The sequence below is a fragment of the Flavobacterium sp. FlaQc-30 genome (assembly GCF_044005885.1).
Lineage (GTDB): Bacteria > Bacteroidota > Bacteroidia > Flavobacteriales > Flavobacteriaceae > Flavobacterium.
The window spans coordinates 47,137-66,284 of sequence record NZ_JBIPCO010000012.1 but is presented as its reverse complement, the minus strand read 5'-3'; the positions used below and the strand labels follow the sequence as shown (position 1 = coordinate 66,284).

Sequence of the window (19,148 nt, the reverse complement as noted above, 5' to 3'; positions counted from 1 at the left end):
AGGTTGTCAGCGTTTCTGCATCTCCAACCATATCAACAAGTTTTATTACTGTTGCAGATCCGCTTTCTGGCTGATACGTTAATGTTTTTCCTGTCGCATCATAAGCAAGTGATGTTAAAGTTTCGTTCCCTTTTACAATTTCATTAATGTTTACCACTTGTGTTGCGCCTGAAGCATCTGTATAAGTAAACTCATTAGTTGTAGAATTGAATGAAACTGTACCTTCTGACTTAGTAACAAAATTGTTTAAAACATTAGTTACTGCAGGATTGTTTATGATTGTTTCAAAATTAGTTGCAACATCGCCTACTACATCAATAGTAACATTGTCTCCTGCCTCATTTGCATAAGTATAGGTTCCATTATTGTTGTTTGTTATTGTTGTAACCGTTTCTTTTGCATCTACAAATTGAGTCAATTCAGTTACAAACTTAGGATCGCTTAAAATTGTGCTTGCATTGTTGATTACATCGGCTACAACATCGATTGTAGTTTCTGTATCATTTTCACTCTTATAAACATATTTTCCATCGTTGGCTGCGTTTTTCTCTAAGGTTGTCAGCGTTTCGTTTCCTTTTACAATTTCGTTGATATTTACCACTTTTGTTGCACCTGACGCATCTGTATAAGTAAATTCGTTAGTGGTAGAATTGAATGATACCGTACCTTCTGACTTAGTAACAAAATTGTTAAGTACATTCGTTACTGCAGGATTGTTTATGATTGATTCAAAATTGTTTGCAACGTCTCCTACTACATTAATAGTTACTGGATTTTCTCCTGTCTCATTTAGATAAGTATATGTACCATCGTTATTGTTAGTTAATGTGGTAATCGTTTCGTTTCCTTTTACAATTTCACTAATATTCACCACTTTTGTTGCGCCTGACGCATCTGTGTAAGTAAACTCATTAGTAGTAGAATTGAACGACACTGTACCTTCTGACTTGGTAACAAAAGTATTCAGAACATTAGTTACTGCAGGATTGTTTATGATTGATTCAAAATTGTTTGCAACATCTCCTACTACATTAATAGTTACTGGATTTTCTCCTGTCTCATTTAGATAAGTATATGTACCATCATTATTGTTAGTTAATGTTGTAATCGTTTCATGTTTTTTTACTGAACTTCCAAAATCCAGCGGTTGATTAGTACCTGAATCATCAACAAACACAAACTCTTTTGTTACTGCATTATAAATAACAGTTCCTTTGTTAGATTCAATTTCACCAGCAATAACAATTCTATTCCATTTGTTATCATACCAGTAGTAATATCCTGGTTTAATATCCGCAGCTGTAGCAGTATTAAATACTAATAAACTATTTACATTGCCATTTGCAATTGTCGAAGCATCGGTAATGTTCTTTAATTGAATTCTAGGAATCAATACACCTTTATCATTAGCCACAACTTCTAATTGAGAAGAAGGATCTGGCATCGTAGTTCCTATACCTACCTGGGAATAAGCTGAATAACTAGCTAGGATAAAAAATAATGGAAGTAATTTATTCTTCATAAGATTTAATAATTATGAGTTATCTTTTTATTTGCAATCTGTATTCTAAAATTTAAACCAGCTGACCTTTTCATTAACTGTTAAATTTTAAATTCGGGGCAAAATTATGTCCTAAGTATTGTTCAGAACTACCACATAAACTTTTAAAATCAATACAAAAAGTTACAAATCACCAAAAAGACATAAATAATTACTCATCAAATAGTTAACCCCTAAAAAAAACATCTAAAACCTTCAATAAAAACAGATATTTATCCAACAAAAAAGAGCTTGAACTTACTTAAAAGTCAAACTCTTTTTCTTACCAAATCTAAACTACCAAATCTAAATTTATCCGTTCTATTCTTTTATTACAATAATAAATTCCGAACGTCTGTTAAGCTCATGTTCCGCCTCTGAACATTGTACATTATTGGCGCATTTATTAATCAACTGCGATTCTCCATATCCGTCTCCCCACACTCTATCTTGTTCAATTCCGCCTTCCAAAACAATATAATCCATAGTTGTTTTTGCTCTGTTTTTAGAAAGTCTCAAATTGTAGTCATCTTTACCTCTGCTGTCTGTATGTGATTTTACGAGAATAGAAATACTTGGACGGATTTTTAATAAATTAATTACTTTATCTAATTCTAATTTTGATGATTTTCGAAGTGTGTATCCTCCATAATCAAAGTAAATAGGTTTTAGTTTTAATTTCTCTGTAAGATTATCACCTTCTTTGAGAGTCAATACTTGATTGCCGACAACAACTTCCAATTCATTAAATAGTACTGCTTGTATTTCTTTCTTTTCACCTATTTTAATTCCCTTTGCAGCAATTTTTTCGGTTGTATACCCTTTCTTTTTAAACTCGAAAGTGTAATTTTTAAGAGGCTCTAGATCGACTGAAAATTCTCCTGACTCATCGCTGTATATTGTTTTTATCTTTTCCTTTAAATCATTAAAAATAGTTACCTCAACTCCTCGCAATTTTTGACCAGATATACTGTCTTTTACTGTTCCAGAATAAACTGGGTTTAATTTAAAAGGAAATGATATTGCTTTTGTTTCTAAAAATGTATACAAATCGTCATCGCCCGTTCCACCTTTTCTATTAGAGGAGAAAAATCCTTTTTTAGAATCACTGTCGATGCTGTATGCAAAATCATCACTTGTAGAGTTTATAGGTTCCCCAACATTTGCAACTATATATTTACCTTCTTCATCTTTTACGGCTGCAAAAATATCTAAGCCTCCCAAACCAGGATGTCCATCTGATGAGAAATACAATACGTCGCTGTTATCTACAAAAGGAAAAGTTTCTCTGCCATAGGTATTTATTTCTTCTCCCAAAGGTTCTGCTTTATTCGCAAAGCCTCCGCCTTTTTTTCTACTTACCACATATAAATCTGTGTCGTTTGTTTTCTTTTTTCTATTGGACACAAAATACAAGTCGTCATTATTTGCACTTAATGCAGGGTGTGCTGACGAAGTTCCTTCGACATTTATTGGATAAGGAAGTTCTTTAACGTCTCCCCATTTATTGTTTACTTTTTGAGCTTGAAAGATTTTCAGGTTAGAAATTGCTTTTTTATTTTTTGCCTTATTTTTTATTTTGTCATAAACTACCAATCGAGTAAAGTACATCGTTAAACCATCACTTGTAATTACTGGTGTACTTTGATGGTATTTTGAATTCACATCTCCTGAAAGCTTTTTAGCATTATGCAAATTTCCATCTTCGTCAATTTGGGCTGTATATAATTTAAGAAAAGCTTTTTCGTTCCAATTGTGTTTGCGCTTAAAAAAGCCTGAATCCTTTGCTGTTGAATAAATCACTTCTTTATACTTGGGCAGTTTTTCTGAAGATAGGATTAGAAAATCATTATTTTTAGAATCACTTTCTTTACTATTTACAATAAATTTTTCTTGGTTTTCTTTCTTTTTCTCTTGAACTAAAATTTCTCTTTTGGCTCCAAGTTTATTACCATCATCATTTCTTCTTTTTTCAGCATTTTCTCTAATAATTCTGTCTTTGTCAGACTTTTCTACTTGAGCAATTTTAAGGCTTTGCTTGACTGCTTCCTCATTAGGAACTAATGCCGCTCCAAAGTCAGAAAACGGCGAATTTATCCCTGCTTGGCTCAAATTATCGTATCGATCTGATTGTGCTGCAATGGCTTTTAAATAAGTAACTGGATCCCATTTTTTTGCTTCGTCTTCTTTTCCTTCTTTCTTATAATAAGCACTCATTACGGCTAATCCTTCTTCATGCTGATCATTTGCTCTCAAGCATACAGAATATCTATAATAGTATTCCGAAGGAGCAGAAGTAACATCTTCCATCATTTTGGTATACCATTGCAAAGCATTGTAATAATCTGCATTAAAAAAATAAGTATCGCCTAAACGAGCATATATTTCCTTAGAATCATATCCTTTGTTCACTAATTGCTCGTATAGTTTTCCTGCTTTTACAAATGAAAAATTTTCGTATTCTGCATTTGCCTTTGCGAGCTTTTTATCTTTCGTTTGCTGCTTTTGCGAAAAACATACTGTATTACTCAAACAAAAAAGCAACACAAGCACTTTATGTATTTTTATTTTCATAATTAATTTTAATTAGTTTTGGTTAGAAAAATCTTGGCGACATCATTCTTGATTTTGAGCTGCCTAATACTTCGAATCTTAAAAAGATTTCATGTGATCCTGAATTATAATTTGCCAGTTTGGTTGTTTCGGCGTCATAGGAATATCCTATAAACCAAGAATCTGAAATTTGGAATCCTGCAAGAGCGCTTAATGAGGCACTCCAACGATAAGCAAGTCCTGCTGTAAATTTTTCATTGAATAGAAAGTTTGCCGAAATATCCGTTTGTAAAGGAGCTCCTTGCACCGCTTTGGTTAATAAGGATGGCTTAAATTTTAGATTATAATCTAAATCAAAAACATATCCTGCCATTAAATAATAATGCATACGTTCTTTTACAACAAAACTCTGCGATTCGTTTTCAGCAGATTTATCATAATGACTGTTTTCTAACATATTAGGAATTGAAAGTCCTATGTATGATCTGTCAGAATGAAAATACACTCCTACTCCAACATTGGGAGAGAATTTATTATCGACGTTATTCTGGAATCTCGGATCTGAGGGATCATAGATATTCAATTTAGTAAAATCAACATCTAATAAGTTTGCTGTTCCTTTTAATCCAAATGATAATTTATAAAAAGGTGAAGTATCTATAGAATAAGAAAGATCTACTGAAACATTATTTTCTGTCATTGGCCCTATTCGATCATTGATTACAGATAATCCTATCCCCATATTATGATTAATAGGCGAATTAACTGATAGTGTATTCGTAATTGGAGCACCTTCCAAACCTGCCCATTGAGTTCTATGCAATCCAAAAACACTTATTGTACCTCTAGAACCTGCATAAGCGGGATTGATATTAATGGTGTTGTACATATACTGGGTATATTGGGCGTCTTGCTGCCCAAACATAACGCTCGAATAACAACATAATATAGTTACTATAAATAAATTTATTTTTTTCATTTTACTCTTATTTTTAGAAATATGGGCAAAATTATAGTAACATAGTTTTTTGGTACTACCACATAAATTCATAAAATCATCATGAAAAGGTTTACCACATAAACAATTACAAATCAGCTAAATCAAAACGAAATGAACGTTTCTAATTGGTTCATTTTTATTCTAAATTTTAAGTAACTATTTATTTAAAATTAAAAAAACCCGACCACTTGACGCAATCGGGAAATCTAAAAAAAAAAGCAATCAAATATATTACCATGTTTTACTTTTAAAAACGGAGCTGGGTATATCTCCATAGTGTTTTTTATAAAGTGATGAAAAGTATGCTGTTTTATGATAGCCAAGTTCAAAAGCTATATCACTAATTGTTTTAAACTCGCCGCTTTTTAATAATTTGGCGGCAAGCTCTAATTTTTCTTTCTTAAAAAAAGATACGGCACTCATGCCAAATACATTTTCATATAAGATTCTGTATTTTGAAATAGACATATTTGCAATCTCTGAAAGAATCTTTACTCCGGGAAAAGGCGCTAAAAGATTAGACAATAAAAATTCCTGTGTTTTCATTATGGCTATTAAATCTTTCTCTAAAAACAATCCAGTATTAGACATATCAATTTTTAATCGCTCTAAAAAATAGCCAAAAAGTTTAAAGGCAGTACTTTTTAGTAAAAATTCATAATTTGAATCGCTCATACTTTGCTGCTTCAAATTATGAAGCTCTACTTTGCTTCTGCTGTCTATATGTCCATAATAGAACATTTCTCTTTTTTTGTTATCAAAAATGTTCTTGAAATCTTTTTCTAAAACGGCTCCGTGAAAGTAATTCTTAATATATGTTTTTCGAATATACAATCGCAAAGAATAGGCTCTTTCTCCAACTGCTGAAACATACGAACTTTGAAGACGGCTGTCTATAATAGCAAAACCTAATTTTGATCTATATCCTGTTTTATGTTTAATATTATCTATAAAATGTTTATTCAAATTATCGCTCATATCATAATAAACAATCCAAAAATCTTCTTCAGAAGGCATTCTTGTCAAACGCATCGGCTCGTTTAACGTTAAATCAACAATAAGTACAGAAACATCTGAAGAAAGCTCAATAAAGTATCCGGAACCCTTTACCTTTTTCTTCGGGAAATGAATTATTTTATTGTCGATTATGGTACAGCCTAAACCGTCAATAAAATCTTGCTTACCTTTTAATGTTAGCGATGCAGTATGTTTAAATTCAGGTATTGTTAAATCCATAACTTCTATTATAGTAAACTTTGATATTCTTTTGGAAAAACACCATACATTTGATGAAATCGTTTTGACAAATAAGAGACATTTGCATAATTTAATTTATGTGCCACTTCATTAACGGTAAACTTTCCTGTTTCTAATAATTCTTTAGCTTTATTTAATTTATTATTATAGAAATAGGTTCCTGGATTTACACCCGAAATTTTCACAAAAAGCTTTTTATATTTTGAAGGAGACATTCCAATTTGCTCTGCCAGAAAACTAATACCGGGAAAAGGACCGTCGATATTATTTTGCAGCATTGCTTTAGATGCTATGATATTCTTTACATCAACATTAAATGTTTTTTCAATAATACTCTCTTTAGTTTCCAACTGTTTTAAATAACTAGCGGTTAATCCGTACACAAGTCCTTTAAAATATATTTCATACAAAGAATTGTCATAGGCAATTTTTCTAAAATCATTAATTAAAATTAAACTTTCGATATTCATTCGATCTAAACGAAATGTTGCATTTCTTTTGTTATCAAGAATACTGTCAATCACCGTTGATGCTGTTTTACTTATTTTAGAGAAATATTCCTTTATATTCTCTTTATCAAATAAAATACAGATCACATATATTCGGGTTCCTTTTTGCACCGTATAATCCATATCAACTTTAGAGTCAACAATAGATAAATTATGCTTTAATTTCCCTATCGAAGCAGCTTCTTCATTAAGCATAAAATCAACATCTATATTAGTGAGGTAAAAATAGAGCCCTATAAAATTGGTACCTTTATTACGATATTTTAATCTCGTAGTTTCTCTATAAGTTGTATCAATCAGCATTGCTTTAATCCCCTCTTCTATAGGCAGAATAAAATGTGTTCCTTGATAAATTTCATTATTTCCTTTAATAAAATTTCCTTCAATAGAACCTCCCATTGCTTTTGCTAGAACCTCTATCCAACTGTTCGATGTATTGTACTGATGTGTAATTGTTTTCAAAATAAAAACGAGACTTTAAAATGTTTTACAAACGCTGCTGACTAATCTTCTTTATACTTAAAAGTAAATTCCAGATTTGAACATTCGAGTACATAACTTCTGTTTTTCTTTAAAATAGAATCCTTTATAAACAGTTTTTCATAAACACCAAAAGCTTCATGTTCTCTTGCAGACAAATTGTATTGAAAAGTCCTGTTTTCAAAAACATTTTTGTAGACTAAATATCTATTTACAATGTCTTGTTTATGTTCTGTAAGTGGTATTATTTTTACGCTCATTTTTTAAATTTAAAAAGCAGCACTGCTTTTATCATAACTCCTTATAAAAACAGCACTTTTTAAAATTGTTAAGTAACAGTTCAACTGAAAGTAGATGGCAAAAATAATAGGACCTCATCTTTTTGAACTACCACACATAACCATAAAATCAACATTATAAGCTATATATAATATATTCTTTGCTGTTTTTAAAGCAAAAAAAATCCCGATTTACTGCCTGTAATCGGGAAAAAGTAAGATTGATAATATTTAATTTTCAGACCAATTGATTATAGAAGCATAAAATTAACTAAAGAGCTTATTGTGTCTATTTCATACTTTGGTGAGTACTACTTCTTATTCCGATTAGAATTAATATTGCATTTTATACAGAATCGTTTTTCAAAAGCAAAACGAGAGAAAAAAACAGATAAAAGCCCGCAATTAAAAATAAAGCTTGTAAATATAAATGGAACTATTAAGTAAAAATGGTTTAGAAAAACATAGGAACAAAATAATCGAACACCTTAATTTAGTTTCGTTTAACGTTTTTTTTGCCAAAAATGTTGTTGACCAAAAAGTAACTGGAGAAATTTTTGTTGATAATACTGAATATCCTCAAATCTTCTATATTCTACATCCGTATGGCATGTCATTATTGTTGGGTAAAAGCAGCGATGAATTTAACTATAAGTTCTTAGAACTTATCTTAAGTCGAAATATAGAACAAAAAAGAGTTGAGTGGATGCAGGTTTATCCAAATGAATGGGGTTTTAGAATAAAAGAAATACTAAAAGACCGTATTTATAAACTTGCTCCATCTATCGAATTGGACACCAGAGTAAATTTCAAATTTAATCTTTCAAAATATATAACCTCAAAAAAAGACTTGACAGATAAAAATATATTAATCTCTAGAACGAGTAAAGATGATTTTGAAAACATGAAAGGAAGTGTTGTTCCTAAGTGTTTTTGGAATAGCTCGGATGAGTTTATAAATAATGGTATAGGATACAGCTTATTTTACAAAGACACACTTGCTTCACTTGCATTCTCAGCTTTTGTACATAACAGGTATCTTGAATTAGGAATTGAAACACAAGAACAATTTAGAGGCAGAAATATCGCTTACAAAGTCTGTTCTGCACTAATTCAATACTGTGTAGAAGAGGGATTCGAACCTGTTTGGGCTTGTAGAGAATTAAACATTGGCTCGTACAAACTTGCTGAAAAATTAGGTTTTGAAAAATCACAAACTACGACTTATTTTAAACTTAATTATTAGAAATTAATTATCATACAACTCTCCCTTTTTACTAAATCTTTATGTCTTTATTGCTCTATTTACGCACTGTATTAGGCAGCACACCAAAGTAATCTTTATAAATAGATGAGAAATAAGTGGTTTTATTATATCCTAATTCATAAGCAACATCACTGATTAATTTAAAACTGCCGCTTTCTAATAACTCTTTTGCGAGAAGTAGTTTTTCAATTTTAAAAAATAACGGCGGGCTCATTCCAAATATACTGCTGTACAAAGATCTATACTTTGTAGGCGACATATTAGCAATATTGGCTAAGAATTCGATCCCAGGAAACGGAATTAAAAGATTGGATAATAAATGCTGCTGACTTAGCATAACTGCTTCAATATCTTTCTCTAAATGAGTTCCCATACTAGGCATCTTAGTGTTTAATCTTTCAATTAAATATGCAAGTAAATTGTAAGCGGCTCCTTTTAGCAGAAATTCATAATTAAGATTATTTATTTGTTGTTGTTTTAGAGCATTGAGTACAACTTTGCTTCGACTGTCGATGTGTCCGTAAAAGAACATTTTCTTTTTTTTATTATCAAAAACATCTTTAAAATCCTTTTCAAATTCAGCATCATTAAAAAACGTTTTCAAATAAGATTTACGAATCAGCAGTCTTATTGCATAAAATCGCTCTCCAACGGTCGATAGATAGCTGCTATTTATCTTATTATCGACAATAGCAAAATTTAGTTTTGATTTGTATCCTGTTGTATGGTTTACATCGTCTACAATGTGTTTACTAATACTATCGCTTAAATCGTAATATACGATCCAAAAATCATCTTCAAACGGGACACGTGTAAACCTTAGTGGTTTATTGATTACACAATCAATGAGTACTACTGAAACATCTGGAAGAATTTCAGAAAAGCAGCTTGAACCTGTCGCTATTTCTTCAGGAAAATACATATTTTCATTAACAATTGTACATCCCAAACCGTCAACAAAACTTTGTCGCCAGTCCGATGTTAACGAATACGTATGCTTAAATTCTTGCAGTAATTGGCTCATAAATAATTTTATAATTGACTTTGATACTCTTTCGGGAAAATTCCATATTTACTACTAAATCGTCTTGCGAAATAAGAGATATTAGCATAATTTAATTTATCAGAGACTTCACTAACTGTATATTGTCCCGTTTCTAATAATTCTTTGGCAAGCTCTAATTTACTGTCTGAAAAAAAAGTTCCAGGGCTGAATCCAGTAATTTTTGTAAATAACTTTTTGTATTTAGATGGCGACATGTGTACTTGCTCAGCCAAAAATTCTATGCCTGGAAAAATTCCTTCAATGGACTTTAGCAATAAAGCTTTTGAAGCTATAATGCTCTTTATGTCATCTCCTATGACTTTACCAATTATGATTTTTTTCTCTACTAATTGATCTAAATAATCACCTATTAAATTATAAACAAGTCCTCTAAAATAAAGTTCAAATAAAAAACTGTCATAGGGTATTTTTCTAAAATCATTTAACAAAATAGAACTCTCAGTACTCATTCTTCCCATACTGATAATTGTATTTTTTTCGGCATTAAAAACATCTTTGGATACCGTTTTAAGTCTAGGCACCTTATCCATATATTCTTTTAATGCTGTTTTATCCATGAAGATGCAAATAACATATGTCCCTGTTCCTTTGTTTACAGCATAATCTGTTTCTAAGGAACTGTCTATTATTGTCAAATTATAATCAAACTTACCTACTACAGAAGTTTCTTTATCTAATATAAAATCTATATTATGGTTAGTCATATAAAAATACAAGCCTACGAATCTTTTTAAATCATTTTTATACTTTAACAATACTGTTTCTTTGTATGAAACATCAATGAGCATTGCCGAAATCCTCTCTTCCATTAATAAAACAAAATGAGTACCGGTATAGGTTTCATTATCTCCTTTTATGAAGTTCCCCTCAACAGTTCCTCCCATAGCTTTTGCCATTACATCAATCCATTTGTTTTCAAGAGAATAGCAATGTTCAATTACTTTCATAATAAAAAGATTTACTATAAAATTAATAAATTATTCTATAAAAAAAAACCAGTGAATTAACTTCACTGGTTTTGTAATTATTCTTTGTAAATCTTTAATCTGCTCTAAGATGACTTTGCAACATTAGTTTATTTTGTAATTCCAAACATCATAACCAATCTATCATTAAGATAAAAGTTCAAAGTTTGATCTGCTACATCAAAACGCAGGTCTTTATTGTTTAAATAAGATAGTATTTTTTGTTCTGTTTTATTACCCTCTTCGCCAATACATGCCATTGCAGTAACAGCAACATTATTAAAAGAAACTTGGTCACCATTACTTTCATAAGTTCCAGAGAAATTATTACAGCCTGTATTTCCACTCACTTTCTTTTCAGCTGGATTAAATTTAATAGAAGCTTTTCCGTAATCCTGTCCAACATTTTCAAGTGCGATTAGTTTCCAATTGTTTTTACCAATAAAACTCCAAAGTTCATTTTGAGTTGGAATAGAAAATTCCATAACAATTTTGTTCTTCGAATTTTTGAATTGAACTTTATTGTTTTTCTTTACGATTTTGAATTTTTTATTTGTTATCGCTGCGCTAAAATCTTGTTCTAATTTCATACTTTCAGGATCACAAGCCATTAAAGTTCCAAAAGGAGCAGCAGTTTTAATCTGATTTTTTGAAGAGAGCTTTGTGTACTTCACATTGAAGTTATTACATCCATTTTTACCGCTTATTGTGCCAGTTTCATTATTGATTGTAATAAATGCTTTTCCGTTGTTTATCTTTTTTCCGTTCAACTGCGTTAAAATCATTTTGGTATCATAAATTCCTTTTTCCTTATTTACAGGAGTTTTAGAAATAATCTTTTCTAATTTATAAAGGTATGAAGAAGCATCAGCAGGAATGGGTTCTTGTCTTTTTGTTCTTTTTACCAATAACTCATATCGATTTCCTTTTTCAAAATTAAAACCTTCAATATGACTATAAAAAAGCTGCCATTCTTTATCATTTTCATACCTTACCTGAAGACATTCCATAGGACCAACACCTTGACATGGCACTTTATTTTCTTTCACAAACATTTTTAAACTTTCCTGACCATATGTAAATGTTGATAATAATACTACCACAAAAACATACATACTTTTTAATCTTTTCATTGTTTTAATTTTTAGAATACTGATTATGCATTCTGATTATTCATGTTTTTTTTGCAGGCATTTATTGTGCCATTTTAAAATACAGAATGCTTTTAACTTTTTTTTATCACCACGTAATCCTCCATTTTCTTTAACAATCAAACTACTACACACTGAAAATCAACTGATTTAATCAATTAGAACAATAATCTTACGATCTGTTTTATTTAAGATAATAATAATAGTATTTTTACTCTTCTTTTGGCTTAAAACTGCCATCACCTGGATATTTAAGACTGTCTTTTATTTCTTCGACACGTTTAGGATCAAATTTAGGCAGTTGTAATTCATTATTTTCTTTCCATTTTTTAACGGTCTCAGAAATTGCTGCTGATTTTTCGCTTGACATGGGTGTATCGCGAGCCATATAAAGTGTTTGCGATGGATAAGCCAAAGATGTTCCGCTTTGTTCTATTATATCCATCATTCGTAATAATATATCTTCCTGCACTTCCTGTGATATTTCAAAAGTTACAGCTTCTATATATGCTGTAATTTCAACTTTCAAAGCATCGGCAGTAATACCTGTAAATCGTACAATAGGCGGAGAATTAAGCACCGCAGGATGAGCATACAATAACGATCGAAGTTCTACCAATAAATAACGCATTTGATCTGGCGTTGTTTCCATCCTAAAAGTAAATATCGGATTGAAGATAAAACGATCACGATGAGCATAATTTTCTATTTTACTGGCTGATAACTGCCCGTTAGGAATCGTTACAATTGTACGTGCAGAAGTACGAAGCGTAGTCGAACGCATTCCGATCGATTCTACTGTTCCTTTAATATCATCAACTCGGCAATAATCTCCAACTCTCAAAGGCTGATCTGCAATAAGACTCACGCTGCCTACAAAATTTTCTATTGTTTTTTGTGCACCTAATGCCAATGCGATACCTCCAATTCCTAATGCTGCAAGTCCAGCGGTAACATCTACGCCAATAATACCTAGTATCGCAATAATACCAATAATAACGATGGCTACTTTTGTGGTACGGCTTAAAAATAAAACGGCTGAAACGGCAGAAATACGACCGCTTCTATTCATTCTGCTGCGCGTATACATACTTACAAAGTCAGTCATTCTCCAAAGCAGAATCAAGAAAGCTAGAATTCCAATTGTCAATATAATAATACTAAAGCGCTGACGAACTACTATAGAAATTCCCATGCGCTGTGTAAATGCGACAAATAGAATTACGGTAAGGTACATATGAATTGGCAGTGAAAAAGCTTCTATAACGGCGTCACCCTTTTCGCTTGCTGCTTTTTTCCAAAATTTTTGCACTAGAAAACCAATTACAAAAACCAGCAGCCTGGCAAGCAAATAACATACTAAAGTCATGATTACTACTACCGCCCAATGACCAACAGGAACATTTCCTAATTTTCGCTCTTTTAAAACATCAGGTAATACCCTGTCTAAAAAAGTTTTTTCTCCAGAAATATCTGCGGAGGCAATTGCTTCAACTGTTTCTGCAGAAAAAAGCCATACTGACGGCTGACTGTCATCGGATTGGTTTTCTAAATAAAGCTGTATGGCTGTTCTGTCTGTAGAGATACTTCCCACGAGATCAACACCCGTTGCCAAATCATCATCTATACGTCCAATTTCTTTACTGCTGATAATTGACGAAGGCGAAAATGTACCTCCCTGATCTAACAACTGTTGGAAAGTTTTTGCTATACGTATTCTTTCGGCAGTTTTGCGATAGGAACGTTTACTTAGCACCAGATATTGACTGGCACGTAAATAATTTTGGTCGCCAAGAGCCTTAATAAATCCATTAACAGTTCCTTGAGGTGTTCTTCTACCAAGTGAATCTTCTGGAATCTTCGCAGGTTCTTCAGTTGCAGCTTTGCTCGTACCTAATAACTGAGCTGTTCCAGTATTTGGTTTCAACAATACTATCAGAAACAACAACGAATAAGAAAGTAAACGCTTTACATCTATAATCATGCTCTTATTTATTTTACCGATTTAAAATACTAAAAATAAGAAATATAGCAGATAAAAGGAATCTTTTTGATAAGAAAAAAGAAAACTATCTTGTAATAGTAAAGACTTAGAAATAAATAAAATTCAAATTTAGTCCTTTGAATACGGTATCAAAATCATGATATACAAGACTGTAAATATTTAAAACTTATCCTATTCTCAGATTCTAAAGCCCACAAAAAAAGTCCTAATTCTCATTAGGACTTTTACAAATTGATCACATTGGATCAGGATAGTGATCTATTTGATTTTTTTCAAAAATTAACTTTAACTGTTAATGAATAAATGGCTGAAATTAAATCTGAACACTCTTTTCAGAATCCAATTTATTTTGCATCAAACCATAATTTCGTTGTAAGCAAATCTTTTCCTTGAACAGAAACTGCTGTTTGATAATTAGATCCATTCAAAGACTGCTCCGTTCCAGGATAGAAGAAACGAGACGGAATTTGTCCATCCAAAACTGTAGATGGTCCCGCTTTCAACACAGGATAATCCAGTCTTCTCCATTCTGTAAAAGCATCAAGACCTTGCCCATAAAATGCAATCCATTTTTGCGTGCCTATCGATTTAGCATAATTTGTTGCATCATACTTTACAGATACCTGATTAAGATAATTAGAAATAGCAGTCGCATCTGTAATTCCAAATTGATTAAACGATGCTGTAATCGCATTTTTATAAAGCTGCTCCGCATCTCCCGAAATATAACCTCGTGCTGCTGCTTCGGCAAGATTAAATAATACTTCTGAATAAGAAACAATTACGGCTGGCGATGATGAAGTCAGGAAATAAGTTCCTGGTTTTGATGTCTTCGCAAAACCTTGACTATTGGCATCGCTATTAGTTAATCCATTACCTGCTCCCACATATTTAACGACACTTTTATCTGTTGGCAATTGCGCATAAACCGGTAAACGCGGATCCGATAACTCTGTTAATTTATCCACTAATGTTTTTGAAACACGAAAATCATCACGAGTTTCAAACCAAGCTGAAGCAGGGTTTTGTTGAGGCGAACTGGTATACGTAAATTTAAAAGTATCATTATTGCTGCTCAATACTCCTGCAGCATCTGTAGTTGCATCAATCGCAGCTTGTTTAGCCAAAGCTGGTTCTTTATCTGAAATTCTCAATGCGATACGCAAACGAAGCGAATTTACCAGTTTTTTCCATTTTGAAATATCTCCTTTATAAGACAAATCACCAGTCACAGTACCGTTTGTGGCACTTAACAAAGACTGAGCTTGTTTTAAATCTTCAAGCAATCCTGTATAGACTTCTTTTTGTGTATTATAAGCAGGAGTTACTTTTAAACCCGCTTCTTTGTAAGGAATACTTCCATAAGCGTCTGTCAATAACAAAAATGTCCATGAACGCAGGGTTAATGCAATCCCTTTATAATTGGAATTTGCCTGTTGATCAGAAAAGTTCAAAATCGTATTCAAATCTGTAATCAAAGTGGCATAACCAGTATTCCATAATGATGTAAAAGAAGTATTAGACACATCGTATCTGTCAGGCTCAGTATATTGAATTTTAGCCCAATGCTGTACAAATAACAAAGATGAGTTAAAGTTTGTATTATCGCCCCAATACAAATCAGCTCCTTGTTTTAATGATCCAGTTAACAAATAAGGTGCTAAAGGAGTTTCAGTTGCATTTGGATTTTTATTAATATCATCCAAAGTATCGCTGCAAGACACGAACGTCAATGCAAATAGTGTTATATATGATAGTTTTTTAAGCATGATTTCGCGTTTTTAAAATTTAAGATTAACATTAAGACTGTAACTTCTTGTTGTTGGCAAAGCTAAACTCTCCAAACCTTGAGCATTTCCAGTATTGAAAGCTGTTTCAGGATCAATATTTGGTGCATCTTTATAGATAAAGAACAGGTTACGACCTACAGCAGTTATACTTGCAGCGTCCAATCCCAACTTCTTGACAAATGATTTATTTAAATTGTAAGCTAGTTTTACTTCTCTTAACTTCACAAAAGTCGAGCTGTAGATATAAGCCTCGCTGATATTGTATGATGCTTTGTAGTATTCCTGTGCACTAATCACTTGATTGTTTGCCGTTCCATCAGCATACACACCTTTAAAAATCATTCCATCATCATATACCGTTACTCCGCTTGGAGCAGTTCCGCCAGCAACTAGTGTTTTCGGATTTGCAGTGTTATTACTTGGATAATAATAACTTAATCCGCCATTAGCAGCATCACGACCCGGAAGAGTTTGCGCTAATACACCTGTATAATTACCCGTTCTATTAGTTCCTGAAAAAAGCTCACCACCTACACTCGCATCAACAAGAAATGAAAGTTCGATATTCTTGTAAGTCAATGTGTTTGTCACACCTGCAAGATAATCTGGAGTATAATGTCCTAATACTTTCTTTTGCGGATCAGCTTTTGGTAATCCGTTTGCTCCTACTACAATATTTCCGCTTGCATCACGCTGATATGCCGTACCGTAAAGTGCGCCATAAGCCTGCCCAACAGATGCTAAAACATCAACACCTCCCGAAGTACCAATCGTATAGTTTTGAATTTGTTTATCGTAATCAAGAATCTCAACTTTGCTGATATTCTTAGAATAATTAACACCAACATTCCATTTGAAATCTTGCGTTTGAATAGGAGTTCCATCCAATTGAACTTCTATACCACGGTTGTTTATTTTTCCTGCATTGATTAATTGTGAATTATAACCACTTGAAGCTGTTGTTTTTATTTCTAAAATTTGGTCAAAACTATTCGTATTGTAATAAGCTGCATCAAAATGCAATCTGTTTTTCCAGAAAGAAGCTTCTAAACCAACTTCAGTTGAACGAGTTGTTTCTGGTTTCAAATTCTCATTCAGTTTTTTCTGTGAAGATGTCTGAATAGGATTTCCGTCAAATGCAGTTTGAAAATTATAAACTGTAGACAATTGATACGGATCTGCATCATTACCAACTTCAGACCAGCCGCCGCGTAATTTTAAGAAATCAAGCGTATTGCTTTTTAAATTCAAAGCTTCAGACAACACTAAACTACCATTGATAGACGGATAAAAATACGAACGGTTGCTGCTCGGTAATGTCGATGACCAATCATTACGAGCCGTAACATTTAAAAAAGCATAATTTTTATATCCAAATTGTGCCGAAGCATATGCACTGTACACTCTTAGTTTTGATAATGTATTGTATGACGTTAACGGGTCTCTTGAATTGTTTAAGGTATATAAATCAGGAACCGCTAAACGTGGTGCTTTTTGATAATTGTTTGCATCGCTGTGGTTACGAATATTGAATCCGGCAAGAGCATCCAAACTAAAATCTTCGCTCAGTTTTTTAGTATACGTAAAGATACCTTCAGTATTGCTTTCGCTTACTGTGTAAGCATCTTCGGCATACGATCCAAAAGGAGTTCCATTTGTACCATACTTAATCGTGTATTTTCTGCGATCGTTATAATAGTCAACTCCTGTACGGAATTTAAAATTAAGTCCGTCTGCAAGTTTTGCATCCAAATGAATATCTCCTATCAAACGATTACGCTGCTGACTAGTCGTATTATAGTAAGCATTCCAATATGGATTACTGTAGTAACTGTTGTTCCAATTTACGTCTCTATTATTTCTAAGCTGATTAATATCAACCTGACGTCCGAACCAAAGAAACTGCAGCATTACCCCAGCAGCACGCCCTCCTGATGGTCCACCTGGTAAAGCAGGAGCATCTGTAACAATATAATTTCCTGTTACTCCTATTTTTACACTTTTAGATATTTGATAATTGGTGTTAATCGTAAAGTTTGTTTTATTTACTTCACTATTTGGCACCGTACCATTTTGTTTTTGATTGTTTATTCCTAAACGGAAATCCGATTTATCATCTGATCTGGCAACAGAAATACTATTATCAAAAGTAAGTCCTGTATTAAAAAAGTCTTTCACATTATCAGGATTTGCCACAAAAGGAACTGCCTGACCATTAGAGTAAAATTGAGGAATAAGACGTCCGTCTAATTTAGGTCCCCAGCTTTCATCAACACCATCGTTAATACCGCCTCCTTTACCATCTACGTAACTAAATCTTCCGTTTGAACCTTGTCCAAATGAATTTTGAAAACTAGGCAAAGTAGCAACTTGCGAAATTGTTATACCCGAGCTAACACTTATACCAAGTCCTTTTTGACTTTTTCCAGATTTTGTAGTAATCAAAACAACACCATGCGCAGCACGAGATCCATAAAGCGCTGCCGCGTTAGGTCCTTTTAATACCGTCAATGTTTCAATATCCTGAGGATTTAAATCCGAAATTGCATTTTTAAAATCACGAGTTGCGCCTCCAGAGTTCAACTGTGAGTTATCTACAGGAACACCATCTACCACAAATAATGGCTGATTATTTCCTGCGATCGAAGTTTCTCCACGAATAATAATACGTGAAGATCCCATATCTCCTTGTGAATTTGTAATACGAACACCTGCCAATTTTCCGGCAAGACTATTCAAAAAGTTCGTTTCTTTTGTATCTGCAATATCCTTGTTCTTAAGTGATTGTGTCGTATATCCTAAAGATTTCTTTTCTTTTGTAATTCCTAATGCTGTAACTACAACTTCTGAAAGTACATTTTGTTCTTCAGTAAGATCAATTGTAACTGAATTTTGATTAACTACAACTTCCTTTTTTTTATAACCCAAATAGCTAACTACTAAAGTGTAAGGGAACTTTTGCCCTGTTTGGAAGAAAAATTTTCCATCTAAATCGGTTACAACTCCATGTGTAGTACCTTTTATGTTTATTGAAGCGCCAATAACCGGCTCTTTTGTAATGGCATCGATTACTATTCCTTCGAGTTTAGATTGAATTAGAGGTTTTGTCTCTTGTGCATTAATCCCTATGGAAATCAACAAAATACACAACCATGTATATCTATTTAATATTTTTTTCATTACTTTGTTTTAGTTTAATAAATAAGGTGAGCCGAAAACGGATTTACTCCATTATCGCTTTCCTTTTAAGAGATGAACAATTTCTTTAAGCTCTGCCATTTCTGCTG

General features: G+C 32.5%; 13 protein-coding genes. 1 reads left to right on the top strand and 12 read right to left on the bottom strand.

Annotation, left to right across the window (positions count from 1 at the left end; translation table 11 throughout):
- The 6 genes from ACHRV0_RS21345 to ACHRV0_RS21320 all read right to left on the bottom strand — a co-directional run.
- A partial coding sequence (locus ACHRV0_RS21345; protein ID WP_395442444.1) for a hypothetical protein occupies positions 1 to 1,522 on the bottom strand: 1,522 nt, incomplete at its 3' end.
- A gap of 339 nt (positions 1,523 to 1,861) precedes the next feature.
- The gene (locus ACHRV0_RS21340) at positions 1,862 to 4,114 is read right to left on the bottom strand and encodes an OmpA family protein (RefSeq protein WP_395442442.1); all 2,253 of its coding nucleotides are present in this window, start codon (positions 4,112 to 4,114) and stop codon (positions 1,862 to 1,864) included.
- A gap of 22 nt (positions 4,115 to 4,136) precedes the next feature.
- On the bottom strand, positions 4,137 to 5,072 hold the full coding sequence (locus ACHRV0_RS21335; RefSeq protein ID WP_395442441.1) for a type IX secretion system membrane protein PorP/SprF: 936 nt from the start codon (positions 5,070 to 5,072) through the stop codon (positions 4,137 to 4,139).
- A 252-nt stretch (positions 5,073 to 5,324) separates the two neighbouring features.
- Positions 5,325 to 6,329 (bottom strand): helix-turn-helix domain-containing protein, encoded by a 1,005-nt coding sequence (locus ACHRV0_RS21330; protein ID WP_395442439.1) that lies wholly within the window; start codon positions 6,327 to 6,329, stop codon positions 5,325 to 5,327.
- 8 nt (positions 6,330 to 6,337) lie between these two features.
- A complete protein-coding gene (locus ACHRV0_RS21325) occupies positions 6,338 to 7,321 on the bottom strand; it encodes a helix-turn-helix transcriptional regulator (RefSeq protein WP_395442438.1) in 984 nt (327 codons plus the stop codon).
- Positions 7,322 to 7,362: 41 nt separating this feature from the next.
- A complete protein-coding gene (locus tag ACHRV0_RS21320; protein ID WP_395442436.1) occupies positions 7,363 to 7,599 on the bottom strand; it encodes a hypothetical protein in 237 nt (78 codons plus the stop codon).
- 448 nt (positions 7,600 to 8,047) lie between these two features.
- On the opposite strand from ACHRV0_RS21320, the gene ACHRV0_RS21315 reads away from it, so the two are divergent.
- Complete coding sequence (locus ACHRV0_RS21315) at positions 8,048 to 8,863, top strand: GNAT family N-acetyltransferase (RefSeq protein ID WP_395442435.1); 816 nt, start codon at positions 8,048 to 8,050, stop codon at positions 8,861 to 8,863.
- 55 nt (positions 8,864 to 8,918) lie between these two features.
- Here ACHRV0_RS21315 and ACHRV0_RS21310 read toward each other — a convergent pair whose 3' ends face one another.
- The 6 genes from ACHRV0_RS21310 to ACHRV0_RS21285 all read right to left on the bottom strand — a co-directional run bounded on the left by ACHRV0_RS21310 (position 8,919) and on the right by ACHRV0_RS21285 (position 19,041).
- Entirely contained in the window at positions 8,919 to 9,908 is a 990-nt protein-coding gene (locus ACHRV0_RS21310; RefSeq protein ID WP_129025825.1) for an AraC family transcriptional regulator, read from the bottom strand.
- A gap of 8 nt (positions 9,909 to 9,916) precedes the next feature.
- On the bottom strand, positions 9,917 to 10,897 hold the full coding sequence (locus ACHRV0_RS21305) for a helix-turn-helix domain-containing protein (RefSeq protein WP_395442433.1): 981 nt from the start codon (positions 10,895 to 10,897) through the stop codon (positions 9,917 to 9,919).
- A gap of 128 nt (positions 10,898 to 11,025) precedes the next feature.
- A complete protein-coding gene (locus ACHRV0_RS21300; RefSeq protein WP_395442432.1) occupies positions 11,026 to 12,048 on the bottom strand; it encodes an META domain-containing protein in 1,023 nt (340 codons plus the stop codon).
- Between the two features lie 229 nt (positions 12,049 to 12,277).
- Complete coding sequence (locus ACHRV0_RS21295; protein WP_395442431.1) at positions 12,278 to 14,050, bottom strand: mechanosensitive ion channel family protein; 1,773 nt, start codon at positions 14,048 to 14,050, stop codon at positions 12,278 to 12,280.
- A gap of 365 nt (positions 14,051 to 14,415) precedes the next feature.
- On the bottom strand, positions 14,416 to 15,840 hold the full coding sequence (locus tag ACHRV0_RS21290; RefSeq protein ID WP_395442430.1) for a SusD/RagB family nutrient-binding outer membrane lipoprotein: 1,425 nt from the start codon (positions 15,838 to 15,840) through the stop codon (positions 14,416 to 14,418).
- A gap of 12 nt (positions 15,841 to 15,852) precedes the next feature.
- Positions 15,853 to 19,041, bottom strand: coding sequence for a SusC/RagA family TonB-linked outer membrane protein (locus ACHRV0_RS21285; protein ID WP_395442429.1), 3,189 nt, complete (start codon positions 19,039 to 19,041; stop codon positions 15,853 to 15,855).
- Positions 19,042 to 19,148: the final 107 nt, after the last annotated feature.